Genomic DNA, 24,207 nt, shown 5'->3' with positions numbered 1-24,207 from the left:
TGAAATGCCAAGCCCGGTTCGACCGTGAACGGTCGAACCGGGCTTGGCTGAACACGCAGCGATCAGCTCTTCTGCGGGTCGCCGATCTTGAACAAACGCGGCAACGGCGCACGGCTTTTCGGCCCGAACCACTGGTCGTAGATGTGGCTCGCGGTGCCGTTTGCTTCGAGCCCCGTCAGCGTGTCATTGACGAAACTCAGCAGCCGCGGCTCGCCCTTCGGGACACCCACGCCCTCATAGTCGTTTGATATGGTGAAAGCCGGGATCTCGTACTTGTCGCGGTCCGGCACGTTGGCGAGCAAGCCGACGAGTTTCGGGCCATCCTGCGTGATTGCCTGGACGTTACCCGTTCGCAATGCGGCGAATGCAAAAGGTGTGTCGTCATAGGCTACGATCGTTGCCCGCGGAAACTGCGCGCGAACCTGTTGCTCGTTGGTCGTGCCTTTATCCGCGCCAATGCGCAGGTCGTTCAGTTGATCCGGCGACTTCAGCGTGCCCTTCTTCGCGATGAACTGCGTACCCGACGCGAAGTACGGCGTGCTGAAGTCGACTTCCTTCTTGCGTTCGTCGGTGATAGTGAAGTTCGCGAAAACCAGATCCACTTTCTTCGATGTCAGAAATGCAATGCGGTTAGCCGGATTGGTCGGCTGGATTTCAAGCTTGACGCCGAGTTTGTCAGCAACCGCTTTCGCGTAGTCCACGTCAAGTCCGACTATCTTGTTGGTCTTCGGATCGACGAAGCCGAAAGGCGGATTGCTGTCAAAAGTCGCCACGCGAAGTACGCCGGCCTTCTTGATATCGTCAAGGCGATCAGCATGCGCCAGGCTCGACATGATCAGCAGCGACCCCATGAAAGCTGCGGTGAAAAGTTTGATTTTCATTATGTGTTGGTCTGCGCAGTTATAGATAGAGCGAGCACGCACGCGTGCATCACAGCCGGAAATGTAGCAGCGAACCCGGCCGTAACGAACCATCGATTCGTGTTGTGCTAAGCGTCAGACGGAATAATCAATACAGGGACAGCTTGAGAGCGTCACAAGCCGTCACAAGCCGTGCCGACGGTCAAGACGTGCGCGTGACAGGCGTGACGTGTGCTCACGAAGCGCGGCGGCCAAATGCTAAACGCCGATAACGTTTCATGTATTCGTTATTGGATCGCGCCACGACAGATTCCTATACTCGATTCCCGTTAGCACCCGCCTGTGAAGAGTGCTACTCATTCACCATAACGGAAATCCAACCATGAGCCTACGTCCGCTCCACGACCGCGTGATCATCAAGCGCCTTGACCAGGAAACAAAAACCGCATCGGGTATCGTGATTCCCGAAAGTGCCGCCGAAAAACCGGACCAGGGCGAAGTCATTGCCGTCGGCCCCGGTAAGCGTGATAGCGATGGCAAGCGCATCGAGCCTGACCTGAAAGTCGGCGAGCGCGTGCTCTTCGGAAAATACTCAGGCCAGCAGGTCAAGGTCGACGGCAACGAACTGCTCGTGCTGCGCGAAGAAGACATTGTCGCCGTGGTCACCCAACAATAACGGAGCTTCAGAAATGGCAGCCAAAGAAATTGTCTTTAGCGACAACGCACGATCGAAGCTGGTCGAAGGCGTCAACATCCTCGCCAATGCAGTGAAGGTAACGCTTGGGCCCAAAGGCCGTAATGTAGTGCTGGAACGCAGCTTCGGCTCACCGGTCGTGACGAAAGACGGCGTGTCGGTCGCGAAGGAAATCGAGCTGGCCGACAAGCTGCAAAATATCGGCGCGCAACTGGTGAAGGAAGTCGCCTCGCGCACCAGCGACGACGCCGGCGACGGCACCACGACTGCTACCGTGCTGGCACAGGCGATCGTGCGCGAAGGGCTGAAATACGTGGCGGCGGGTCTCAATCCGCTGGACCTGAAGCGCGGCATCGACAAGGCCGTGATTGCCGCTGTCGAAGAACTGAAAAAGATCAGCAAGCCCACCACGACCAGCAAGGAAATCGCCCAGGTCGCGACCATCTCGGCGAACGGCGAGGAATCGATCGGCCAGCGAATCGCCGAGGCGATCGATCGTGTCGGCAAGGAAGGCGTGATCACGGTCGAGGACGGCAAGTCGCTCGACGATGAACTCGATGTGGTTGAAGGACTGCAATTCGATCGCGGCTACCTGTCGCCCTATTTCATCAACGATCAGGATAAACAGGTCGCTGTTCTCGACGATCCGTTTGTTCTGCTGCACGACAAGAAGGTCTCGAATATTCGCGATCTTCTGCCGGTGCTGGAACTGGTCGCGAAGGCGGGACGGCCGTTGCTGATCATCGCTGAGGATGTCGAGGGCGAGGCTCTTGCGACGCTCGTGGTCAACAACATCCGTGGCATTCTTAAAACGGTGGCGGTTAAGGCGCCGGGCTTTGGCGATCGTCGCAAGGCACTGCTCGAAGACATCGCCATCCTGACCGGCGGCCAAGTGATCGCGGAAGAAACCGGCCTCACGCTGGAAAAAGCGACGTTGGCAGAACTAGGCCAGGCCAAGCGCATTGAAGTGGGCAAGGAAAACACTATCGTGATCGACGGCGCCGGAGACACGAAGAATATCCAGGCGCGCGTCAAGCAGATCCGCGTGCAGATCGAAGAGGCGAGTTCCGACTACGATCGCGAAAAGCTGCAGGAGCGTGTCGCGAAACTGGCCGGCGGCGTGGCGGTGATCAAGGTGGGCGGTGCAACCGAGATCGAGGTCAAGGAGAAGAAGGACCGTGTTGACGACGCGCTGCACGCGACGCGTGCGGCAGTCGAGGAAGGCATTGTGCCGGGTGGCGGCGTCGCATTGATCCGCGTCAAGCAGGCAATCAGCGGCCTGAAGGGCGCCAACGCGGACCAGGATGCCGGCGTGAAGATCGTGCTGCGCGCATTGGAAGAACCATTGCGCCAGATCGTCACGAATGCGGGCGAGGAAGCAAGCGTGGTCGTCGCAAGGGTCGCCGAGGGTACGGGCAACTTTGGCTACAACGCGCAGACCGGTGAATACGGCGATCTGGTCGAATCGGGCGTGCTCGATCCGACCAAGGTCACGCGCACTGCGCTGCAAAACGCGGCATCGATTGCGGGCTTGCTGCTCACGACCGATGCAACGGTAACCGAAGCGCCGAAAAATGCGGCCCCTGCTGTGCCTGGGGGCGGACCGGGCGCGGGCGGACCAGGCTTCGATTTCTGAGGCTTTCGCATCGCTTTTCCATTGCTTTTCCATTGATAAGCACGTCGGCGCTTACAGGTTCAGACGCTCCGACGTGCCTTCCAGATTCACTACACAGCGCTTTGCCCGGTTCTCCGCTTCCCCAATCTTCTCTTCATGTAGTCCTTATCAATCCTCCCACTCTCCATGCGCGAGTGTGCCGTCACTTCCCGTTCTGAAAACCCATGGTCACAATAGCCAGCCAGCTCGCCGAACCGTTCAATGATGCAGTGCGGGCACTACTGCCTGATGTTCGGGTAGTAGGTATACCGCGAGGGGTGCCGGCCGAACTGCCCGATGAAACGTCGATCCTGATCGCCGCGCCGATCATCATACGGGGCGCACGGGCGCCGGAGCATGCCCCCGCCGGGTGGCCATTCGGGCTGCGCTGGGTGCAACTCGGTTCATCGGGGATCGACTTTTATCCGCGCTGGTTCTTCGAGGGTCTGTCAGTTACCACCGCACGCGGCACCTCTTCAACAGCGATTGCCGAATTCGCGTTGGCGGCGATCTTTGCCCACGCGAAACACCTGCCGGATATCTGGATTCACGACGCCCGGCAATGGGCGTTGACGCCACTCGCAACGGTGCAAGGCAGCACGGTTGGCATATTCGGCTTTGGTTCGATCGGTCAGGCTCTTGCGCAGAAAGCGCTTGCGCTCGGCGCCCGGGTCATTGCGGTACGGCGTCAAAGTTCTACCGCGCCGGACCTGCCGGGCGTCACGCTTGTTCCCGATATCGGCGCACTCGTGCAAGAAGCCGACCATCTCGTACTCGCGGCGCCGGCTACGGCAGCAACCCGCCATATCGTCAATCGGGAGTTACTTGCACGGGCGAAGCCGGGACTGCACGTCATCAATGTCGCGCGCGGTTCGCTGATCGACAACGAGGCGTTGCTTGAGGCCCTTGCCGACGGTCGTATTGATGCAGCATCGCTCGACGTGACCGAGCCTGAGCCGCTGCCGGCTGGGCATCCGTTCTATACACATCCGCGCATTCACCTGTCGCCACACACGTCAGCGATCGGCCCACACAATGCTGCCGAGCTGGCCCGCAAGTTCGCGCGCAATTTCAGCGCCTTTACTCACGGTGCGTCGCTGGAAGATCTTGTCGATATCCATCGGGGCTACTAGACAAACGATCCATGCCGCCTTTATTCGATCCAGGCATAACCTTCGACGTCAATATGCTTTGTGGAACCAAACACCCCTTGTTACAGTCCCGCCGAAGGCTTTCGGCTTCGCTCATTGAACCCGAAATAGCAATTAATAAACCCCTGAGGAGTCACCCATCATGAAAATTTTCCAAATCTTGCTGCTTGCCGGCATCGTTCAGTTGACTGCTATCTCGACTGCCTTCGCAGCCGACGATCTGGCAAGCATCAAGAGCGCCGGTGTCATCAAGATCGGCACCGAAGGCACTTACGCCCCCTTCACCTACCATGATGCATCGGGCCAGTTGACAGGCTTCGATGTAGAAATCGGCCAGGCCATTGCAAAGCGCATAGGCGTTAAACCGGAATTTGTTGAAGGCAAGTGGGACGGTCTGATTGCCGGGCTCGATGCAAACCGCTACGACGCCGTCATCAACGAGGTTGCAATCACCGACGCCCGCAAGGCCAAGTACGATTTCTCGCAGCCCTATATTGCATCCCATGCAGCGTTGATCGTGCGCTCGGATAACACGACAATCAAAACCTTCGATGATCTGAAGGGCAAGAAGTCAGCCAATACCCTGACCAGCAACTTCGGCAAGATCGCCAAGGATCACGGCGCAGACGTGGTCGGTGTGCAGGGCTTCAACGAATCAATTGATCTACTGACGTCCGGCCGCGTTGATGCGACAGTGAACGACAGTCTCTCCTTCCTCGACTTCAAGAAGCATAAGCCGGACGCGAAAGTGAAGATCGCAGCAATCGATAATTCGGCTGACAGCGAGTATTCGGGGGTCATCATCCAGAAGGGTAATCCGCAGCTTCTGGCCGCCATTGACAAAGCGCTTTCCGAGATTAAAGCAGACGGTACCTATAAGCAAATCTCGGAGAAATACTTCGGCAAGGACGTATCGAAGTAGCCTCGCGGTCAGCATTTCCCATACCCATTTTTAGAGGTCCGAAATATGCCAGCCTGGCTCCACTTGATGGTTGAGTCGCTCTGGCCACTCCTGTATGCAGGACTCGTGTTCACGGTGCCGCTCACCATCGCGTCGTTTGCACTCGGCTTGACACTGGCATTTGCGGTCGCGCTCGTGCGACTGTTCGGACCGCGTTGGGCTGTCAAGATTGCACAGTTTTACGTATGGCTGATCCGGGGCTCACCGCTGCTGGTGCAACTCTTCGTGATTTTCTACGGCCTGCCTAACGTCGGCATCGTGCTGGACCCGCTCACCGCGGCAATTATCGGCTTCTCGTTAAACGTGGGCGCCTACAACTCGGAAGTGATCCGGGGCGTAGTCGAATCGATTCCCAACGGACAATGGGAAGCCGCGTATTCCATGGGCATGACGCGCTCGCAGGCACTGCGGCGGACAATCTTGCCGCAGGCTGCACGCGTCGCCCTGCCCGCGTTGGCGAACTCGTTCATTGCGCTTATCAAGGACACGTCGCTTGCCGCAGTGCTCACCGTACCCGAGATCTTCCAGGCGGCTCAACGGATTGCTTCGGTAACTTATGAACCGCTTATCTTGTATACGGAAGCGGCACTGATCTATCTGGTGTTTAGTTCCGTGTTGTCCTCGGCCCAGGTTCAACTCGAAAGAAGACTTGGCCAACATGCACTCTTCAAGAGGGGTCAATGATGATTGCCCTCGATAAAATCCAGAAATCTTTCGGCACGCATCAAGTGCTCAAGTCGGTCGATCTCACGCTCGCGCAGGGTACGGTCACGGCGCTGATCGGTCAATCGGGCAGCGGCAAGAGTACGCTCCTGCGTTGCGTGAACCTGCTTGAAGTTCCCGAAGCCGGATCCCTCACGCTGGGTGACGAACGAATCGAATTCAGCAGTTCGGAGAAACCGTCTCGCGATTCGGTCCTCAGAATACGTCGCAAGACCGGAATGGTGTTCCAGAGCTTTCAGTTGTTCCCGCACCGGACGGTGATACAGAACGTGATGGAGGGTCTGGTCACCGTGCAGCGATGGGACAAGGAGCGCGCGCGGGCACGAGCAGGCGCGCTGCTGGAGAAGGTAGGAATTTCGCAGAAGGCCGATGCCTGGCCTGCCACGCTCTCCGGTGGGCAACAGCAGCGGGTAGCAATTGCACGAGCGCTGGCACCCTCGCCGGATATTCTTCTATGCGATGAACCGACCTCTGCGCTCGATCCAGGACTCGCGGCCGAAGTGATCGACGTGTTGAGCCAACTCGCGAAAGAAGGAATGACGATGCTGTTTGCTACGCATGATTTACGTCTGGCCGCGTCGATTGCTCGCGAGGTTGTTTTTCTCAGCGCTGGCAGCGTGATCGAATCGGGCTTGGCAGATGACATCTTCAATCGGCCGAAGAAGCCGGAAACTGCGAGTTTCGTTTCGGTTCTCAATCGGCAAATGTGATTGCGGGGACGCCCGCTGTGAGTCGTGGTGGAGGTTCTTTGGTTGCGTCGTGGTCGTGGTTGTATCTGGTGCGGGGGATGCTAGGGGTGTCGGGGTGGTCGGTTCTGGGGTTAGCGGTCGGGGTTAATGCCGGGTTGTTGCTTTCCGCGTTAGTGGTCTGCGAGAGTCGGATTTTCTCTTTATCACTGTTAGCCACTGTGCGTGGCGGCACGTCATTTCTGATATGACTTTCCGTGTCAACAGGTGTTTTTAGCTGTGGTCATCTTTTCTCTTCCTACAATTTCCTGAGGGCGGCGTAGCAGTAACACTCGACGGTGAATCAATCTGATATTCGCGGGTTGGTTACCGCATTACAGTGATCCGTCTCGTGAGCCTGCCGCTAACTTTGTGCGCAAGTCGGCGTGAACCGTTGATAAGCCGTTGCAAAGAAATGCCGCGGGTAACTCTGATGCCGGGCTACGCCGCCTTCAGGAAACTGCCTTTTCGATGATTGCAAAACTGTTTTTTGCTGGTTTAGACAGCCGCTCTGGAGTTGTTGATCGCCTGCTCCATGCCCAGACGGGCGATGTCCCAGATAAACCCGGCGAGTTCGCGAGCGATCGCGACGACCGCCACGTTTTTGAGTTTGCCCTTCGCCACCATTCTTCTAAAGCGCCCACACAGACGCAACTGCGCGTCCCAGGCGCGATCGATAATCACCTTGGGCACGCCCTCATGACGCTGCTGAATCTCGGGACTCACCCGGGCCGTATGCCGATAACTCCAGGCGGCCTCGATCAGCAACTTTCGCGCAAGCGAATTGCCCGTCTTGGTGATGCTGCCCTGGCGCCGGCTGCCCCCCGACGAGTATTCTGAAGGCGTTATGCCCAGCCACGCCATCAACTGCCGAGGATGGGCAAAGCGCGTCACATCGACGATCTCCGAGAGCAAGCCAACGGCGGTGGTGAACTTGATGCCGCGCATGGTTTGCAGGGCGAGCACGGCGGGATAAAAGCGCCACTGCGGCACCGCTTCGCGCAAGGCCGACTCAAGCCGCTCGCACTGCGCAAACCGGTCTTCGATCGCGCGGCGCAACTCGGTGAAGGCGAGGTCCTGCCATGCGTTGCCGAACGAGAACTTGCTGATCCAGCGTCGATGCGCCGGTCCCCAGTTCGCCGTGCCCGCGTATCGCACGGCGTGGGCGAGCAGGAACGATTTTAACGCTTGGCGGGCGCGTTTGAGGGCATCGCGCGTACTGGCCCAGACACGCGCAAGATCGCGAAATGCTTCGTCTTCGACGGTGGGCACATGCACGGCGCTGAGGTCGCCCGCGCGCAGTGAGCGCACGAGCTTGAGCGCGTCGCGGCGGTCGGTCTTCACGCGATCGCCGGCTTTGCGCGGGATCAGCGAGGGGGCGCACACCATGCACTCGAAGCCTTTGGCAGCGAGGCGGCGCTGCAGGTCATAGCCCAGAGGACCGGCTTCATAAACGATTTTTACGTGGCGAGCCTTGGATTGAAGCTTTTTGCATAACTGATCAATATCGCGAGAGCGCGTGCCGATCTTGCCGAGCACTTCGACTTCGCCGCTGCCCAGCGCGTAGGCAACTGTAATCGAGTCTTTGTGAACATCCAGTCCGACAAATAACGTGATATCGTTTTGCATGCTGGCCTCCGGGTTGGAAACAAAACCTATGAGTGACGGGTTCGCCCTCACTGTTACGGCTCTGGCACTATGCTAACCCGCGTGTTTTAGCTCTGCCACGGGGGCCAGCCCTTACTGCTCACGGAAGTCATACTAACTTTGTCCAAAGCGACAAAGAAACGAAGCAAAGAAAACGCTTTCAACCACGCTACCCTAAGTGTCCACAGCGTGCAGTTTTGATTCATAGGTGCCCCAAAAGCACGGTGCTCGCCAGAGCCACCGATGTGTGAACCCCTCCTTCTCCGAACACCGATACCCACACGCTTCGCCACCAGTGATTGAACCTGCCCAAGGGGCACCCCGCGCTATCCGCGGACGACATCCCTCCAATGCGTACGCGCCTCGGACCTTGTGGCCAATCAATAGCGCGACATATGCCGCATATTGCGGTCGTCTGGTTGCGACTGAGAACGTGCAGGGATTCTTATGGATTTGGGCCGTTCAGGCTTCACCGGAAACAGCCGACAGCGACGAGCATGGCAATCAGTCAGCCCTTCGCAACCGACCGGCACGAACGTCCGGTCGGTACAGCACGGCACAATACGCCGTGCGTTGCTGCGTCAGGCGGCCTTGGCGGCTCGCGACGCGGGCGCGGCTGTGTCCTTCGCGGCCTTCGACGCGGCTGTCGTCGCTGCGTCGAAACTGCTTTCGGCAATTTCGACGGCCTGCTTCGTTGCCTTGTGGACCGTGTCGTACGTGGTATTGGCAGCGGTGATCGTCGACTTCAGCAAGGCCACGGCAGTTTCCGAGCCGGCCGGCGCGTTCTTTGTAAGATCGTCGATAAAGGTCTGCGCGCTCTGGCTGTATTCGGCAAGCTGCGCTTCGGCGACCTTGAGGAATTCAGCCTGAGTGCCCGTCAGAATCTCATACACGTGACGGCTATATGCCTGGGCCTTTTCGGTGGCCGGCTGGGTCAGGCCGTTTTGAAGCTTGAGCAAATCCTGCGGGTCTTTCCCGGACAGCGTCTTCTGCGCGGTTTCCTGCGTTTCCGCAAATATTGACTTCGCGGCCTGCAAGTTCAGGAGGGTCAGCTTTTCGACGCCTTCGAACACCTTGTTTGTCAGGCTGAAGAATGTGTCGACATGGCTTTTTTGCACTACGGCGAACTGTTCCGGAGAAAACTGGGTCATCTCTATGCTCCTGGGTAGACAGACACTGACGGGCACTGGCGGCTAATTCGAAAACATGATGCGAGCGTGGTGCGTCGCAACATGAAGCCCATTCTTCGTGCCACGAGTAAGGATGTCAAATGACATATTCGTGATAGCAAATATGGCGAGCGACCCTGACTCAAGCAGTGCGACGGCTAAGACCCATGACGATCGTACAGCGCCAGGTCGTGCCGCCTTTAGGTGGGAGAGATATCTCATCTCCGATACGATTCAGACCAGGTAATACAGGCGATCATCCTCTTGTACGGGAGTCTGCTCGACGCCGTGCTGCGCGCAGTGGGCACACGTATTCGCATCGACAATCAGGCTGTATGCGTAACGTACCGCACGCAGCGTCGCCGAATAGCGCTCGTCCTCTTCAGGGAAGAAACGCTCCGGCGGATACCATTCGGAGAACTTCAGGTTGACGAGCGCTGCCAACAGCTCAGGGCGCAGTCCCGCAAGCAAAATAATCCGGCCGTTGTTTTGACTTTCGCGCAGAAAATGCTCTAGCTTTTCTATACACACCACGTCTGGATTACGCACCCGCTTGAGCCGCAGGACGACGTGATGGATCCCGCGAGCCTCGACTTGCGCATTGATCGTTTCAAAATGACGATCCAGCTCCAGTGCAGCGCCGAAGAACAACTCGCCCTCAAGGTCGTACACCGCGACGGACGTACATTCCGGGTCGCCCGGCAATCGTTCTCGTACCACCCGCTCCGGACTAACGAACAATTCAGTCGCTTTCAATTTGGCCGCGCGCGGCACGAACAGCACAATGGACACAGCTACACCAACGAGAATGGCGAACTCGACGCCAATCACAAGCGCCGACAATGCCGTAATCAACACAAGCCCCGCGTCGTAACGAGACGCCCGAAGTGCATAGCGGATCCGTTCGAAGTCAATCAGCCGGAATGCCGTAACAAGCAAAAGACCCGCAAGCGACGCCTTGGGAATGTAGCGTGTCAACGGAGCCAGAAGCAGCACTGCCGCAGCGACGATCACCGCCGTAATCACGCCCGAGAAGCGCGTGGCTGCACCCGCCTGGTAATTGATGGCAGAACGCGAAAGGGAACCCGAGCCCGGCAAACACCGGAAAAAGCCGCCCACCAGGTTGGCGAGTCCTTCAGCCATGCACTGGCGGTTATAGTCCAGCGGCTGACCGCTCCGATGCGCAATCGATTTGGCAATCGAGAGCGCCTCGAGTAAGCCAAGGAACGCGATTGCAACCGCCGACGACGAGAGCTGCCCAAGCCAGGACCACTTGATCTCAGGGATATGCGGCTCGGGCAGGCTGGCCTTCAACGCGCCGATCACCGAAATCGCCGTCTTGCCTCCTGCCCCTGGCGTCGACCATCCCAGGGCATAAGCAGAAAGGCTCATCACAAGCAGCACCAGGAACATATCGAATTGGGGCAGCTTGTAGCGACGCACGGCTTGGCGCAGCGAGAGTGCAAGAGCGACCGTGACAGCACTGATCGCGAGGGCTTTAAGGTTGACCGGATCGCCGTGAACAACGGTCAGCCACAACCGGTAAAGCACGTGCTGATGGCCAGACCCTTTCTCACGCACGCCAAGCGCATTGCCGATCTGCCCGACTGCCAGAAGCACGGCCGCGCCCGCCATGAAACCCAGGATCACGGATTCGGAAATGTACCGCGTGAGGTCGCCTAGACGGAACACCGCTATCGCTATTTGAATAATGCCGACCATCACGCCGAGCAGGAACATGGCTTCGTAGATGTCAGCGCTTGCATTCGGATCCAGAAACGCGAGCGCGCTGAATACCACGAGGGAAATGGCGCTGGTCGGTCCATTGATCAGGTGCGACGACGATCCGAAGATTGACGCAACAAGCGTCACTACCACGGCAGAGTACAAGCCAAAGCGCGGATCGACGCCGGCAATCAGCGCATACGCCATGCCTTGCGGCAAGGATATAGCGGCAACTGTCAGGCCTGCCACCAGATCACGGCGACCTTTTTGCGTTGTGTAGTTGAATTGACTGATCAGTTTCATGCTGAGTTTCATGCCCCACCCTTCTGGATTGCGACGGCGGCGTTTTCGTCAGCCGCTGCGCCGGCAGGACCGATAACCATATCGAGGATCCCGTTCTCATCGAAGAACTTGTGATTGGCGTCGTCCCAACTTTTAGCTATGTCGGTCACATTGAAAAGCTTGATAGGCCTTAACCGGTTAGCGTATTTGCCGGCAATCGCCGCGTTGAAGGGCCGATACCCCGCTTGCGCCACGATCTCCTGCGCAGAATCAGTGAAGAGGTAGTCGAGATAGGCTCGTGCGTAGCGCTCGCTGTGGTGCCGGGCGACGTTCCGGTCGACCCACGCAACGTAGGGCTCGGCAAGAATGCTGACCGGCGGATAGACAATCTCGAGTTCGCCCGGCGTGTCGGCAAGCTCGCGTATTGCTTCGTTTTCCCAGGTCAGTTGAACGTCCCCCACCTTCTCGACAACGAAGGTCGTCGCCGCGCCGCGAGCACCGCTATCGAGGCGCGTGGTGTGGCGGTACAGGGCCACGAGATAGGCTTGGGCGGCAGCATCGGAACCGCCCCGCGTCGTCATGGCGCCCCACGCAGCCAGCGCACTGAGCTTCCCGTTGCCTGACGTTCGCGGGTCCGGTGTGATTACCTCGACGCCGGGTTTCACCAGATCGGGCCAATCATGAATGCCTCTCGGATTGCCGCGACGAACCACGAAAACAATGGTCGAGTAGTAGGGCTGGGAATGATGCGGCAGGCGGTCTTGCCAACCATCGGCAATCAGGCCGCGCTTGCGAAGAGCGTCTATATCGGTAAACAGACCTAGCGTCACCACGTCCGCGTCTTGTTGACCGTCAATGACAGAACGCGCTTGCCGCGAAGAGCCTCCATGCGATTGTTTCACCTGCAGGCGAACGCCATTTTCACGCTGATAGTTGGCGACGAACTGCTGATCGAGTCGAACGTATAGCTCGCGGGTCGGATCGTACGAAACATTCAGTATCTGGCGATCGACGTCGCCCTGGACATTTTTGACACCGATCAGCGTGACCGCAACCGCGACGGCCACTACCGCGCCAACGCTCAACCAGGGGATGCGCTTCATGGGTGGCTCTCAAAGCGGTGAAAGTACGTCGCCACGCAAAACGGAAAATCGTGGGCGCCAGGGCACATTCGGCAAAGGCAAAGAACGACTGCTATGGTGGATATCGACCGGCATTTTGGGCAGATATACGCAAGCGCCCCATCAGCGCGCCGGTCCGGGTTCGCTATGCGTCAAGAGGCTCAGCGATGTCCATCCAGCCCCGCGAGCCGGACAAAATACCGGCACGAGCACACTGCCGGTGTTGCCATCCTGGCTTACGCTGTCGGCGTCGTCTATATAGGTGCAATCGTCCCCGGCCTTGAGACTGAAGGAAACAGTGCGGTCATCGGCAGCCCGATAAACCGAGTAGTCAGGTGCTCTGGCGTCATTCGAAATAACGACGTGGCGTGCAGCGGCAAAACTGGTCTCTCTTGTCGATTGAGTCTTCCAGCTTGCCTCGACGCAAACCAGAAAAATGGCGATGCCAACCACCCAAAGTGATGTCCGCGACAGGCTCTCGGGAGACGGCGATACGTGGGACATCGGACAGCGCTCCAGACCAAGTTTGCTTCAAAGCAACGCCCGACAGCCTGGGATGCCGCCTTGCAAGACGGAAAGCCGCGGGGCACTGGCGGATTAACCCCGGGTCGGTAGCGCAGGGCATTCTCATGATGATTGTGGCAAAGCACACTGCCTGCCAAGACTATGAGAGCAAGGCGCAAAAAGCAGAAATAATTTAATTTCATTTGAAATTCACAAAGTGGCGCGGATCGATAACCGGTAGCGCCGCTGCCCGGGAATGGCCGAGGAACTAACGCGATCAAAAGGGCCATATGCATATTTCAATTGCATCGTTGTGGTTGCCGGCGCTGCGTTCTATCGTTGCGCGAAATCTGACTTGGCTCATTTCGGCGAATCCCGCTGCTGCGTCTGTGTGAAGCATGCGATACGGCACAACGTGCGTATCGCACATCGCTCCTCGCCTTAGCCGTGCGCCGCCTCGATGAGCGACCACTACGGGACGCTTGGCAATGAATAACTCGAAACAACGAGGACGCAGGACCTTTATCGCTGCGCTTGGCGCAACCATGGCAGGCGTTGCACTGCCTTCGTGGGCCACATACCAGCCAGACCAGTTCAGAATCGGTTACCAAAAGGCGGCCAGTACGCTGGTGCTCCTGAAAGCGCATGGCGCGCTCGAGAAACGACTCGCGCCGCTTGGTGTCAAGGTGTCCTGGAACGAGTTTCCCGCGGGTCCGCAATTGCTTGAAGGGTTGAATGTAGGGGCGATCGACTTCGGCTATGTTGGAGAGGCGCCGCCGGTATTTGCCCAGGCTGCGGGCGCGGATTTTGTCTATACCGCGTACGAGCTTCCCACGCCGCACGCCGAAGGGGTGGTCGTCGTGCAAGACTCTCCGATCAAAAGCGTCGCCGATCTCAAGGGCAAAAAGATCGCGTTCAACAAGGGATCGGACGTCCACTGGTTCATCGTTGCGCTGCTGCGCAAGAACGGTCTCGACTTTCCGGATATCCAGCCTGTCTATCTGGCGCCGGCCGACGCCCGCGCTGCGCTGGAACAGCACGCGGTTGATGCCTGGGCCATCTGGGATCCATTTCTTGCCGCCGTGGAAGGACAAAGCAACGCGCGTCTCGTTGCAGACGCACAAGGCGTAGCCAGCCATCACCAGTTCTTTTTAAGTCAGCGCGAGTTCGCACAAAAGCGCAAGGATGTGATTGCAATCGCTCTCGAAGAACTGGGCAAGGAAGGACAATGGGTGAAGCAGAATTTCCCCGCCGCCGCGGCTCAGCTTGCGCCCATTCAGGGCCTCGACGCCGCGATCATAGAGTCAGGCTTGCGCCACTATGCTCACGTGTACAAACCGATAGATGACAATGTGCTTGCCGAACAACAACGGATCGCCGATACCTTCTACGAACTGAAGCTGATTCCCCGCAAGATTGTTACGAAGGAAGCGGTTCTGGCTTAGGCCGGCGCGCGGCATACAGGACGCACGCCAAAGCCTTCAACGTAACTCACGTAACTCTAAGCCCGGTGCCTCCAATGCATCGCGCAATCGATCATGGCCATGAAGCGGCTCCCGGGTAATCGCACTGAACGGCTTCAATCATCGACTTGAAGAGCGTGCACTCGCGCCGCATGAACCCGCACCGTACGCCGTATTAGCCGAATTCATCGTACTGCGGTAATTGGTCGGTTATGGAATACCACGGCGCCTTGGACCCCACAAAAATGTGTGCGCTTGGGCGAATAGCCGGAGTGTCGCTGAGCGTTCCTAAAGTGACGTGAACGAACTCGCCCTCACGAACCACCGAAAACATAAGGCTTCCGCAGATCTTGCAATGAACATCGTGAGCCGCGTTCTCGTCACCGAAAATCAACAGGTCGGCGTGCCCTTGCGTTATGCCTAACTTGTTACGCTCGATCCCCGCGAATGACTTGAACGCTGAACCGGTTGCGCGCCTGCAGTTCGAACAGTGGCAGTTCAACGCATAGACGAACTCGTCCTTCACTGCATAGTGGACTGCGCCGCAAAGGCATCTGCCTGCAAGCAACGAATTCACGTTTGTCTCTATGAAAGAATTCATGCTGACGAACTGAATATCAAAGTTCTGATTGGCTGGATCGCATCAACTTTCGCTCACACTGGAAAATGTTAGCGCCGGCAGTCATTTTAGTGCCTTTTCCGCGATGTTTATCGAGAGCTCGCTCATCCGGCCCGCTGCAGCGCACGCCTGTTGTCATGGCCTCCGCGTTGGACATGCTACGCAGTGGTCACCGCGTTTGGCTTACGTTCCAACAACGACTGGAAGGCCGACGAAAGGGCTCAACAAGAGAGCATCCACGCCTGCAGGCGATCCGGCGTACGGAGGGCCCCACCGGCAACTGTTCGCCGTCACCGGGCAGCGCACGGCCGTGCCGGTGCGAAAGATCCGGCCAAGGCGCGCAACATGAAGAACGTTGAGCTGACGCTGCGAGTAATCGGGATCGGAGAGAAGCCGGTGTTTCAATGGAGAATGAAAGCGCCGGTCGATAGTAAACAATCGCGTTCTGCCAGCACGAGCCCGAGGCGTTCTGCTCATGGCACGCTGCCTGTGACACAATCATTCCGTGTCGGCAAGCTCATCGCTTTCTTACGATTGGTATTATCTGCCGCCATGACAGGTTTCAATTGAAAATCCCGAATGCAACGCGTCTTTTTGCGCATTCGGCCGCCCCTCACCTCGCTGCGCCATGCCAGAAAATAAACAGAAATCTGAACCCGATACTCCGTCGAACCCGGAGCGGATCAGCGCCGCCCCGCGAAAGCGGCGGCGCTGGCAACCGTCGAATGCGCTCCGCAGCAGCCTGATGGTGCTAGTCGGTTTTGTCTCCTTCGTTATTGTCTCGGGCGTTGTCCTGTACAAACCGATCATGTACGGCGACATGATCGAGAACTTCGGCATAGTCATGATGCTGACCGTTCCGGTGATTGCGGCCGTCGCGTTCCGCGTGGGTCTCGATTCCTGGCTGGATGCGGAATAAACCGAGTCGGCAGGTCCCCCCGCTCAGGCCGGTTCGCCCATCTCCATCCGACACGGAATCGGGCGCATGCGCTTACCCGAAGCGCAATGGGACAGCTACGGCGAAGCACTGAAGTTGCACTCAGCCCCGAGGACGAAAAGCTTGTCGATAGTCTCGTCGCACCGGGGCACGCGTCGACACCGGCTATACCGATCCCGGATACCCGGTCGAAGGACGACGAGCCGCTTGAAGTCTATGCAGCGATCCGCGTCACGCTCGAAGCGGCGGCCAACCCGCCGGGACCTGCTCAACGAGTTCGCGATTCGCGACGCGTATTTGTTGCGCCCGCGACGGCCTGCGGACGTCGTTGCGCTGACCCTTTCGGAACGCGTTCAGCGACGTCATGTCGATCGCCAGCTTAGTTGGTCTGCGCATCCTTCCACGCGCAGACATCGCCGGTTGCGAGCTGCCGCTGCCCGAGCACAAACGTCGCATTGAGCGATGCGGGAGCTTGCACTTGCTGTTCGCCGAAGTTGAACGCGAAAGTCAGATCGCCTCGGCGACGAACGCGCAAGCCGTCGGCCAATAGTTGAGTCTCAATGCCGGCCTCTTTCGCCGCCCGCTCCAGCACCGCGCGATGCAATTCATGCGACAGCCACGCCGCCACATATCGGACCCTTCCGTGACTCAGCACGGCCGGCCATGTGTCGTCGAACTGCGCATCGACACGCGTGTCGCCATTGGCGCGGACATGCTCGCGCCAATGCGTTGCAACACCTTGTGAGTCACCGAAAGAAAGCGCGGGCGTGAGCGTCGGGCGCAGCGTCTCGACTTCCAGCACCTGCATCGGCAATACTTTTTGCAACGCGCCTGGTGGCAAGCCGGAAGGAATCGCGAATTCAGCTGTCTTCGAACCGCTCCTCGGACCGAATACCCATTGCGCAGAACTCTTCTCTATCTGTCCGACGAGCGTATCGTCGATTACGGCAATGCTTGGAACGACCACCAACTGGTACGGCGATAGATCGGCCTTACTTGAAACAATATCGACGTCCAGGCCGAGTTCACGCAGCGCCTCGTAGTAGTCGAACACCAACATCTGGTAGTCGAAAGTTTTGCCGTGACGCTGAATCTCGAACATCCATTGCGTCTCATAGTTGAACACAATCGCGGTGCTCGCACGCATCGGTGCGCCAAGTTCCGACAGTGCCGCCGATGCCGCAATCTCGCGGGCCGCCTGCTGCACTTCGAGACCGCCCGGCGACAGTTCGTTATTCGGCAGGTTGAGTCCAGAATGCATCTGTTCCTGCGCAAACGGACACTGGCGCCAGCGGAAATACGAGACCAGTTCCGCGCCGTGCGCGAACGCCTCATAAGCCCACAGCCTGACCATACCTTTGGCCGGCACCGGATTCCACGACGCCCAGTTCACCGGTCCCGCCTGCTGCTCCATCACCCAGAACCGTCCACTGCCTATCGCGCGATAACGGTCGTGATCGAACGCGGAGACATCGGGATGCGCGGTCCGCGCGTAACGCGCTTTCTGCTCTTCGGGCAGTGCGATCGACTCAGTGCGTGCGATCGGATAACTGTCCCATGCGGCCACGTCGATCGCGTTATCTTCAGCGAAACGGTAATGATCGAATGTCGTGAAAAAGCCCATGAAGTTATGCAGCAAATCGGCATTGGGAGCGTGCTGCCGCAGCACCTCGATCTGCTCGCGATGAAAACTCGCTACCTCGTCGGACATGAAGCGACGGAAGTCGAGCAGATGGATTGGATTGGCATCGGTCGGCGTCAGGTTCGGCAAACCGATTGCGTCGAACGACGGATACTCCATGCTCCAGAACACATTGCCCCACGCTTCGTTGAGCGCATTCACGCTCTCGTAGCGAAGCTTCAACCACGCGTGAAAGCGCTTCAGTGCGGCGGGGGAATAGCTGGGTACGGTGTCGTGGCATCCGAGTTCGTTATCGGTCTGCCAGGCGATGACGGATGGATGCCGCCCATAGCGCTCGGCCATCGCGGTGACAAAACGCACGCACTCACGCCGATAGATCTCGCTGGAAATATCGTAGTGACGACGCGAGCCGAAGTTCCAGCGCACGCCATCCGCACGCACTGGCAACACCTCTGGATGCGCGTCGATCAGCCACTTGGGCGGTGATGCGGTCGGTGTACCCAGCACGAGTTTCAGCCCTGCAGCCGCTAGAGTCTCGATGGCTTCGTCGAGCCACGCCCAGACGAATTCTCCGGCGCGCGGCTCCATCCGGCTCCATGCGAATTCCGCAATCCGCACATGCGTGATGCCGAGTTCGGCCATACGCGTTGCATCGTCGGCCCACATTGAACGGGGCCATTGTTCCGGGTAATAACACACACCAAGTTGCATGGAAGGTCTCGTTAAGAGGTTGATGAGAAATTGGTTTTCGTTCGCACTTGAGTTGGAGGGGCGGTGTTGGTGGTTGGGGGTTATGTTGGGGTGGGCGGGGTGGTCGGTTCTGGGGTTAGTGGTCGGGGTTGATGCCGGGGTGGTCGGTTCTGGGGTTAGCGGTCGGGGTCTATGCCGGGTTGCTAGGTTCTGGGGTTAGTGGTCGGGGTCTATGCCGGGTTGCTGCTTTCAGTGTTAGTGGTCTGCGAGAGTCGGATTTTCTCTTTATCACTATTAGCCACTGTGCGTGGCGGCACGTCATTTCTTTGTCCAAAGCGACAAAGAAACGAAGCAAAGAAAACGCTTTCAACCACGCTACCCTAAGTGTCCACAGCGTGCAGTTTCTATTCATAGGTGCCCCAAAAGCACGGTGCTCGCCAGAGCCACGGATGTGTGAAACCCTCCTTCTCCGAACACCGATACCCACACGCTTCGCCACCAGTGATTGAACCTGCCCAAGGGGCACCCCGCGCTATCCGCGGACGACCGCCCTCCAAATTTGTCTGCACGCCGAACCTCGTAGCCAACCCGCCAAGTAACAAGGCCCCAACAATGCGTAAGGCCGTAACCGACGAAAATAGCGGTGTAGGCCGCGTAGCCAACTCACCAAAGACTGAGGCAATAAATACACGTCACGTCGAGCTGTTGCGGATCAAGCTGTGACCCACGAAATAAGGGAATCGATCAAGCAGCCAACCCAACAAAAAACGAAGCATGCAGAACGCGTGAGGCCGTACCGGTTCCTTGGCAACTTGTGCTTGCCCGAGAACGTACGGGGCGAAGCGTGTTCGTGTCAGGATTCGCGAGAAGGAGGGGTTCACACATCCGTGGCTCTGGCGAGCACCGTGCTTTTGGGGCACCTATGAATGAAAACTGCACGCTGTGGACACTTAGGGTAGCGTGTTTGAAAGCGCTTTCTTTGCTTCGTTTCTTTGTCGCTTTGGACAAAGAAATGACGTGCCGCCACGCACAGTGGCTAATAGTGATAAAGAGAAAATCCAACTCTTGCAGACCACTAACGCCGAAAGCACCAACCCAGCACTGACCCCGACCGCGAACCCCAGAACCGACCACCCCGGCATAGACCCCAACCACTAACCAACAATCGACCACCAAGCGCCGCCGAACCAATTCCGTAACCCCCTAAGCGTCAGCGATCACAAGCTCAACTCACCCCTTACTAGCCCCAAAAGTCAGCCCAGCAACGAAATGCTTTTGCATCGCAAAAAACATCAGCACCGACGGTAATGCGGCCAGCACCGACCCAGCCGCAACCAGGTTCCACGCAGTCGTCCACTGCCCCTTGAGCGCAGCGACGCCCACGGTGATTGGCGCGGCCTCATCGCCTTGCGTAAGGCATAGCGCCCAGAAATAGTCGTTCCAGACAAACGTGAACACAAGAATGCCGAGCGCGGCGAGCGCAGGCCGGATCAGCGGCAACACAATGCGCAGGTAGATGGTCCATTCACTCGCCCCTTCCACGCGCGCCGCCTCGATCAATTCGAACGGCAACTGCTTGATGAAATTGCGCAGGAACAGCGTGCAAAAACCGGTCTGAAACGACACATGAAAAATCACCAGCGCCCACACGGTATTGAACAGCCCTACTTTCAACGCCATGTCGCGTACCGGAATCATCAGGATCTGGATGGGTACGAAGTTGCCGGCGACGAACGCGAACAACACGGCGGTATTACCCGGGAACTTGTAGATAGCCAAAGCAAAACCCGCCATCGAAGCCAGCGCGATCGCACCGATCACCGACGGCACCGTGATCAGCACGCTATTGGCGAAGTAATGCAGCATGGGCGTTTGCGTAAGCGCCGTGCCGTAGTTTTCGATCAGCGCAAAATGCTTCGGCCAGCCCCAATAATCACCTTGCGACAACTCCTCCGAAGAGCGTATAGACGTGACGAGCACTGCGAGCATAGGCAGCAGCCATATCAGAAGCGCGATTGGCAACGACGCTTTGTACAGCCTGCGGTTAAGCGGTTTCCAGCGTTCAACAGGAAGCGGATACATGACACGTAACTCCTGGAATCAGCGTTCTTCGCGCAGCATGCGGCGCAGATGGAACACGATATAGACGAGCATGATGGCGAACAGCACGACTGCAATCGCCGCGGAATATCCTTCGCGGTAGTACTTGATCGCCTGGTCGTACATGTAATAGGCGAGCACGGTGGAACTGTCGAACGGCCCTCCGCCGCTCATCACGGCGATCAGGTCGAAGCTGCGCAGCGCACCGATCACGGTGAGCACCACCGCCATGAAGGTAGCGGGCCGCAATTGCGGAAGGATCACATGCCATAGCAGCGCCACGCCCTTCGCACCTTCCATGCGCGCCGCCTCAACCACTTCCGGATTGATGGCCGTCAGACCCGTCAAGTACAGCACCATGCAGAACGGCGTCTGCGGCCACAGCGCGGCGAAGATGATACCGAGCGTCACCGTGTGCGGATTGCCAAGTACAGGAATGCCGTGGCCGACAATCAAACGCAACAAGCCAAAGCCCGGGTCATAAAACCAGCTGAACACGAGACCCACCACCACGCCTGACAGCACGAACGGCGCGAAGAACAGTGACTTCACAATGCGCATGCCACGAACATGCTGGTTCAGATACAACGCGAACAGCAGACCGAACGGCGGCGCAAGCAGGAACAGCGCGAGCCAGATCAGGTTGTTCTTGAGCGCCGTGTAGAACGTGTCCGAGTGGAACAGTTCGATGTAGTTATCGAAGCCGGCGAATGTCTTCGGCGTCATCCCGTCCCAGTTATAAAAACTGAGGGAAATGCTGCTGATGATCGGATACACCACGCACAGGCAAAACAACGCACAGCCCGGCAGCAGGAAGAAAAACGCGGCGCGGTGCTGATGACGAAGTGTAGTAGAGACGTGCCGGCGCCGAGCCGCAGGTATGCGACGCGCTACGGAATCAGACATGATCGGGCCTCGTCAGGGATCGTTGACGAGCGCCGACGGTTGATACAACCTGCAACCGCTGGCGCCGCCGGGCTTATTTCTTGTAGATGCGCTTGCGGGTCGCTTCAAGGCGAGCGAGCACGGCGTCGAGTTGCGACGGATCGCTATAGAACTGCTGCATCGCCTTCATCCCTTCGTCGGCCATTTCCTTCGTCATGTCGCGATCGTAGAACTGCGCAATGCCGCCCTTCGTATTTGCGAGCGTCTGGAAACCGACCTTCGAAATTTCGTCTTCAGGTTCAGCAGCCTGACTGTTCGACGGCAGTTGCCCCCAGCCCTTGGCGAGATCGGCGTTGATCTGTGGCTGCTCCATGAAAGCCAGCAGCCTGTGGGCATCAGCCTTGTTTTTTGCCTTCGCCGGAATCAGCAGGACATTGACTGGCCCGTCTTCGGCCGTCGGGACGTTCGCGTCGATGACCGGGAAACGGAAGAAGCCCGTTTGCGGACGAATGGAAGCCGGAATGCTCGCCGAGAAGAACGTGCCCATCAGCATCATCGAAGCCTTGCCGTTCGCGAGAAAAGGCGCGATGGAATCGAGATCGTAGGACAACGCATTGTCGATGAAGTAATGGTCGTCGATCAGCGTTTTCCACGCGGCATAGACTTTCTTGACGCGCGGATCGGTGTACGGAATTTCGCCTGCCATCAATTGCTGATGAAACGCGTTGCCGTTGATGCGCAGGTCGAGATAGTCGAACCATGCGGCAAGCGTCCAGCTATCGCGCGCGGCAACGGCGATCGGCGCAACACCGCTTGCCTTCAGCTTCTTGCAGGCATCGAGAAATTCATCCCAGGTTTTCGGCTCGCCCTTGATACCCGCCTTTTCGAACAGATCCTTCCGATAGAAGAAGCCGTAAGCGTCATAGCCGAGCGGCGCCGCGTATTGCTTGCCCTTGTACGTGGACGCTTCCTTCACCGACGCGTATTGCTGCGACCAGCCGTTCTTGCTCCAGTCGGGCGACAAGTCTTCCAGCAGGCCACGTTCTGCGTAATACGCCATGCGCTCACCGTCGTGCCACGAGACTACGTCGGGCGGATCGGTGGCGAGCCAGCCGCCCATCTGGACCTTGTACGCCTCTTCGGTGACATAGGTCACCTTGAGGTCCACGTCGGGGTTAGCTTGTTTGAACTTGTCGAACGCGTCCTGCCAGGTCGAACGCTGGTTACCGCGCGCCGATACGTTGACAGTCAGTGTGGCGGCGTCGGCCACGGCGCAGCCGAGTAAGCCTGCCACCAGCGCGGCCGCCACTGATGCATGAGCCAGACTGCGAAGGCGATGAGCAATCATCTTTGTCTCCTTGACTACCTTGTTGGCTGACAGCGATTAACTGCCAGACGATGTACCCGCTCTGTGGCGGAATTGGGTTTGAATCCATGCTTCTGTGCACTCGCGCACCCGTGCTCTAAGCCGCAGCTCGTTCAGGCTCGAACATGCTGCGCCGAAACGCAAGTCCATCCGCGTCGAACAGATGGCACGCCGAAGCCGGAACGTGAATGCGAATACGCTCGCCCGGACCGATCGATGTATCGCCGAGCGCCTTCGCGACGAGCGTGCCGCCCGCGTGATCCGCGTGAATGTAGCTGTGCTCGCCTAGCTCCTCCGAGAGCACCGCGACGCACTGAATGGATTGCTCGCTGCCATCGAGCCGCAGATGTTCGGGGCGCACGCCGAGCGTGACCGGCTGGCCGGGCTGCAGTTGCTTTGAATCGACATGGACAACTAAGCATTCGCCGCTTTGCGCGAGCGCAACCGTCACCATGCCCGCACCGATCGACTCGACCACGGCATCGATGAAATTCATTCTCGGTGAGCCGATGAAACCCGCCACGAAGCGCGACTTCGGATGGTGATACAGATCAAGCGGCGCACCGGTCTGCGCGATGCTGCCGAATCTCTGCGCGTCCGCGCCTGCGTGCAACAGCACGATCCTGTCGGCAAGCGTCATCGCCTCGACCTGATCGTGGGTGACATAGACCACGCTCGCGTCTGCAAAGCGCTGGTGCAGCCGGGCGATTTCCACGCGCGTCTGGCCGCGCAGTGCAGCGTCCAGATTCGACAGCGGTTCATCGAACAGGAACACGCCGGGTTCACGCACGATGGCCCGGCCAATCGCTACACGCTGCCGCTGACCGCCGGAAAGTGCTTTGGGAAACCGGTCGAGGTAGCTGTCCAGTTGCAGGATGCGCGCGGCTTCACGCACCTTCCGCTCGATCACGTCCTTGGGCTGCTTCGCGAGTTTCAGGCCGAACGCCATGTTGTCGAACACGGTCATGTGCGGAAACAGCGCGTAGCTCTGGAACACCATCGCAACGCCGCGCGCCGCAGCAGGAACATCGTTCACGAGACGCCCGCCAATATGCAGCTCGCCTTCGCTCAGGTCTTCCAGACCCGCGATCATTCTCAGCAAGGTGGACTTGCCGCAACCCGACGGCCCCAGGAAAACGCAAAACTCATGCTGCGCGATGTCCAGGTTCACACGCCGGATCACCGGCGGATGATCACCGTACGACTTCTCGACGTTCTCAAGACGGATCGTTGCCATGCCATCTCTCCAATTTAACCGCTTAAATTTTTGAGAAAAATAGACGGCAGGG

At 58.2% G+C, this 24,207-nt stretch carries 21 protein-coding genes; 9 read left to right on the top strand and 12 right to left on the bottom strand.

The window, feature by feature from the left end; genetic code table 11:
• Window positions 1-62 precede the first annotated feature (62 nt).
• Window positions 63-881, bottom strand: a complete 819-nt coding sequence (locus ACSQ36_RS39340) for an ABC transporter substrate-binding protein (RefSeq protein WP_213762778.1) — start codon at window positions 879-881, stop codon at window positions 63-65.
• Window positions 882-1,242: 361 nt separating this feature from the next.
• Between ACSQ36_RS39340 and ACSQ36_RS39335 the strand changes: the two genes are divergently transcribed.
• The 6 genes from ACSQ36_RS39335 (at window position 1,243) to ACSQ36_RS39310 (ending at window position 6,753) form a co-directional block, all read left to right on the top strand.
• Window positions 1,243-1,536, top strand: a complete 294-nt coding sequence (locus ACSQ36_RS39335; RefSeq protein ID WP_213762779.1) for a co-chaperone GroES — start codon at window positions 1,243-1,245, stop codon at window positions 1,534-1,536.
• 13 nt (window positions 1,537-1,549) lie between these two features.
• Entirely contained in the window at window positions 1,550-3,190 is a 1,641-nt protein-coding gene (gene groL, locus ACSQ36_RS39330; protein WP_213762780.1) for a chaperonin GroEL, read from the top strand.
• Window positions 3,191-3,393: 203 nt separating this feature from the next.
• On the top strand, window positions 3,394-4,341 hold the full coding sequence (locus tag ACSQ36_RS39325; protein WP_436186282.1) for a D-isomer specific 2-hydroxyacid dehydrogenase family protein: 948 nt from the start codon (window positions 3,394-3,396) through the stop codon (window positions 4,339-4,341).
• Window positions 4,342-4,501: 160 nt separating this feature from the next.
• A complete protein-coding gene (locus ACSQ36_RS39320; protein WP_436186281.1) occupies window positions 4,502-5,281 on the top strand; it encodes an amino acid ABC transporter substrate-binding protein in 780 nt (259 codons plus the stop codon).
• A 45-nt stretch (window positions 5,282-5,326) separates the two neighbouring features.
• On the top strand, window positions 5,327-6,004 hold the full coding sequence (locus ACSQ36_RS39315) for an amino acid ABC transporter permease (protein ID WP_213762783.1): 678 nt from the start codon (window positions 5,327-5,329) through the stop codon (window positions 6,002-6,004).
• The gene (locus ACSQ36_RS39310; RefSeq protein ID WP_436186484.1) at window positions 6,004-6,753 is read left to right on the top strand and encodes an amino acid ABC transporter ATP-binding protein; all 750 of its coding nucleotides are present in this window, start codon (window positions 6,004-6,006) and stop codon (window positions 6,751-6,753) included. The genes ACSQ36_RS39315 and ACSQ36_RS39310 overlap by 1 nt, the downstream gene beginning before the upstream one ends.
• Window positions 6,754-7,266: 513 nt before the next feature.
• On the opposite strand, the gene ACSQ36_RS39305 is transcribed toward ACSQ36_RS39310, so the two are convergent.
• From ACSQ36_RS39305 to ACSQ36_RS39285, 5 genes are all read right to left on the bottom strand, one after another.
• Window positions 7,267-8,397, bottom strand: coding sequence for an IS110 family transposase (locus tag ACSQ36_RS39305; protein ID WP_436180774.1), 1,131 nt, complete (start codon window positions 8,395-8,397; stop codon window positions 7,267-7,269).
• 599 nt (window positions 8,398-8,996) lie between these two features.
• Window positions 8,997-9,566 carry a phasin family protein gene (locus tag ACSQ36_RS39300; protein WP_213762784.1) on the bottom strand — a complete coding sequence of 190 codons (570 nt, stop codon included), beginning with the start codon at window positions 9,564-9,566 and terminating at the stop codon, window positions 8,997-8,999.
• A gap of 252 nt (window positions 9,567-9,818) precedes the next feature.
• Window positions 9,819-11,612 (bottom strand): SulP family inorganic anion transporter, encoded by a 1,794-nt coding sequence (locus ACSQ36_RS39295; RefSeq protein ID WP_436186280.1) that lies wholly within the window; start codon window positions 11,610-11,612, stop codon window positions 9,819-9,821.
• 8 nt (window positions 11,613-11,620) lie between these two features.
• Complete coding sequence (locus ACSQ36_RS39290) at window positions 11,621-12,694, bottom strand: sulfate ABC transporter substrate-binding protein (RefSeq protein ID WP_436186279.1); 1,074 nt, start codon at window positions 12,692-12,694, stop codon at window positions 11,621-11,623.
• A gap of 141 nt (window positions 12,695-12,835) precedes the next feature.
• Window positions 12,836-13,216, bottom strand: a complete 381-nt coding sequence (locus ACSQ36_RS39285; RefSeq protein ID WP_436186278.1) for a hypothetical protein — start codon at window positions 13,214-13,216, stop codon at window positions 12,836-12,838.
• Window positions 13,217-13,704: 488 nt separating this feature from the next.
• Here ACSQ36_RS39285 and ACSQ36_RS39280 point away from each other — a divergent pair, with 488 nt between their 5' ends.
• A complete protein-coding gene (locus ACSQ36_RS39280; protein WP_436186277.1) occupies window positions 13,705-14,661 on the top strand; it encodes a sulfonate ABC transporter substrate-binding protein in 957 nt (318 codons plus the stop codon).
• A gap of 193 nt (window positions 14,662-14,854) precedes the next feature.
• Here ACSQ36_RS39280 and ACSQ36_RS39275 read toward each other — a convergent pair whose 3' ends face one another.
• Complete coding sequence (locus ACSQ36_RS39275) at window positions 14,855-15,280, bottom strand: GFA family protein (RefSeq protein WP_436186276.1); 426 nt, start codon at window positions 15,278-15,280, stop codon at window positions 14,855-14,857.
• Between the two features lie 363 nt (window positions 15,281-15,643).
• Here ACSQ36_RS39275 and ACSQ36_RS39270 point away from each other — a divergent pair, with 363 nt between their 5' ends.
• Window positions 15,644-15,868: a hypothetical protein gene (locus ACSQ36_RS39270; protein WP_436186275.1), complete on the top strand. Its 225-nt coding sequence runs from the start codon at window positions 15,644-15,646 to the stop codon at window positions 15,866-15,868.
• A gap of 58 nt (window positions 15,869-15,926) precedes the next feature.
• Window positions 15,927-16,217: a hypothetical protein gene (locus ACSQ36_RS39265; RefSeq protein ID WP_436186274.1), complete on the top strand. Its 291-nt coding sequence runs from the start codon at window positions 15,927-15,929 to the stop codon at window positions 16,215-16,217.
• A gap of 397 nt (window positions 16,218-16,614) precedes the next feature.
• Here ACSQ36_RS39265 and ACSQ36_RS39260 read toward each other — a convergent pair whose 3' ends face one another.
• The 5 genes from ACSQ36_RS39260 to ACSQ36_RS39240 form a co-directional block, all read right to left on the bottom strand.
• Window positions 16,615-18,588, bottom strand: a complete 1,974-nt coding sequence (locus ACSQ36_RS39260) for a beta-galactosidase (protein ID WP_436186273.1) — start codon at window positions 18,586-18,588, stop codon at window positions 16,615-16,617.
• A 1,209-nt stretch (window positions 18,589-19,797) separates the two neighbouring features.
• Window positions 19,798-20,649 carry a carbohydrate ABC transporter permease gene (locus ACSQ36_RS39255; RefSeq protein WP_436186272.1) on the bottom strand — a complete coding sequence of 284 codons (852 nt, stop codon included), beginning with the start codon at window positions 20,647-20,649 and terminating at the stop codon, window positions 19,798-19,800.
• Window positions 20,650-20,667: 18 nt separating this feature from the next.
• The gene (locus ACSQ36_RS39250) at window positions 20,668-21,573 is read right to left on the bottom strand and encodes a carbohydrate ABC transporter permease (RefSeq protein ID WP_436186271.1); all 906 of its coding nucleotides are present in this window, start codon (window positions 21,571-21,573) and stop codon (window positions 20,668-20,670) included.
• A 73-nt stretch (window positions 21,574-21,646) separates the two neighbouring features.
• On the bottom strand, window positions 21,647-22,900 hold the full coding sequence (locus tag ACSQ36_RS39245) for an ABC transporter substrate-binding protein (protein ID WP_213762794.1): 1,254 nt from the start codon (window positions 22,898-22,900) through the stop codon (window positions 21,647-21,649).
• Window positions 22,901-23,015: 115 nt separating this feature from the next.
• The gene (locus ACSQ36_RS39240; protein ID WP_436186270.1) at window positions 23,016-24,155 is read right to left on the bottom strand and encodes an ABC transporter ATP-binding protein; all 1,140 of its coding nucleotides are present in this window, start codon (window positions 24,153-24,155) and stop codon (window positions 23,016-23,018) included.
• Window positions 24,156-24,207 lie beyond the last annotated feature (52 nt).

This window comes from Caballeronia sp. LjRoot34 (assembly GCF_964253815.1).
Lineage (GTDB): Bacteria > Pseudomonadota > Gammaproteobacteria > Burkholderiales > Burkholderiaceae > Caballeronia.
This window is presented reverse-complemented; position numbering and strand designations above follow the sequence as displayed.

Bases quoted from the DNA above. Each gene is read 5' to 3' on its own strand.
- ACSQ36_RS39320 (WP_436186281.1), top strand. From the start codon at position 4,502: ATGAAAATTTTCCAAATCTTGCTGCTTGCCGGCATCGTTCAGTTGACT.
- ACSQ36_RS39335 (WP_213762779.1), top strand. From the start codon at position 1,243: ATGAGCCTACGTCCGCTCCACGACCGCGTGATCATCAAGCGCCTTGAC.
- ACSQ36_RS39300 (WP_213762784.1), bottom strand. From the start codon at position 9,566: ATGACCCAGTTTTCTCCGGAACAGTTCGCCGTAGTGCAAAAAAGCCAT.
- ACSQ36_RS39305 (WP_436180774.1), bottom strand. From the start codon at position 8,397: ATGCAAAACGATATCACGTTATTTGTCGGACTGGATGTTCACAAAGAC.
- ACSQ36_RS39295 (WP_436186280.1), bottom strand. From the start codon at position 11,612: ATGAAACTGATCAGTCAATTCAACTACACAACGCAAAAAGGTCGCCGT.
- groL (WP_213762780.1), top strand. From the start codon at position 1,550: ATGGCAGCCAAAGAAATTGTCTTTAGCGACAACGCACGATCGAAGCTG.
- ACSQ36_RS39325 (WP_436186282.1), top strand. From the start codon at position 3,394: ATGGTCACAATAGCCAGCCAGCTCGCCGAACCGTTCAATGATGCAGTG.
- ACSQ36_RS39310 (WP_436186484.1), top strand. From the start codon at position 6,004: ATGATTGCCCTCGATAAAATCCAGAAATCTTTCGGCACGCATCAAGTG.
- ACSQ36_RS39255 (WP_436186272.1), bottom strand. From the start codon at position 20,649: ATGTATCCGCTTCCTGTTGAACGCTGGAAACCGCTTAACCGCAGGCTG.
- ACSQ36_RS39240 (WP_436186270.1), bottom strand. From the start codon at position 24,155: ATGGCAACGATCCGTCTTGAGAACGTCGAGAAGTCGTACGGTGATCAT.
- ACSQ36_RS39250 (WP_436186271.1), bottom strand. From the start codon at position 21,573: ATGTCTGATTCCGTAGCGCGTCGCATACCTGCGGCTCGGCGCCGGCAC.
- ACSQ36_RS39285 (WP_436186278.1), bottom strand. From the start codon at position 13,216: ATGTCCCACGTATCGCCGTCTCCCGAGAGCCTGTCGCGGACATCACTT.
- ACSQ36_RS39280 (WP_436186277.1), top strand. From the start codon at position 13,705: ATGAATAACTCGAAACAACGAGGACGCAGGACCTTTATCGCTGCGCTT.
- ACSQ36_RS39245 (WP_213762794.1), bottom strand. From the start codon at position 22,900: ATGATTGCTCATCGCCTTCGCAGTCTGGCTCATGCATCAGTGGCGGCC.
- ACSQ36_RS39265 (WP_436186274.1), top strand. From the start codon at position 15,927: ATGCCAGAAAATAAACAGAAATCTGAACCCGATACTCCGTCGAACCCG.
- ACSQ36_RS39290 (WP_436186279.1), bottom strand. From the start codon at position 12,694: ATGAAGCGCATCCCCTGGTTGAGCGTTGGCGCGGTAGTGGCCGTCGCG.
- ACSQ36_RS39260 (WP_436186273.1), bottom strand. From the start codon at position 18,588: ATGCAACTTGGTGTGTGTTATTACCCGGAACAATGGCCCCGTTCAATG.
- ACSQ36_RS39275 (WP_436186276.1), bottom strand. From the start codon at position 15,280: ATGAATTCTTTCATAGAGACAAACGTGAATTCGTTGCTTGCAGGCAGA.
- ACSQ36_RS39315 (WP_213762783.1), top strand. From the start codon at position 5,327: ATGCCAGCCTGGCTCCACTTGATGGTTGAGTCGCTCTGGCCACTCCTG.
- ACSQ36_RS39340 (WP_213762778.1), bottom strand. From the start codon at position 881: ATGAAAATCAAACTTTTCACCGCAGCTTTCATGGGGTCGCTGCTGATC.
- ACSQ36_RS39270 (WP_436186275.1), top strand. From the start codon at position 15,644: ATGAAGAACGTTGAGCTGACGCTGCGAGTAATCGGGATCGGAGAGAAG.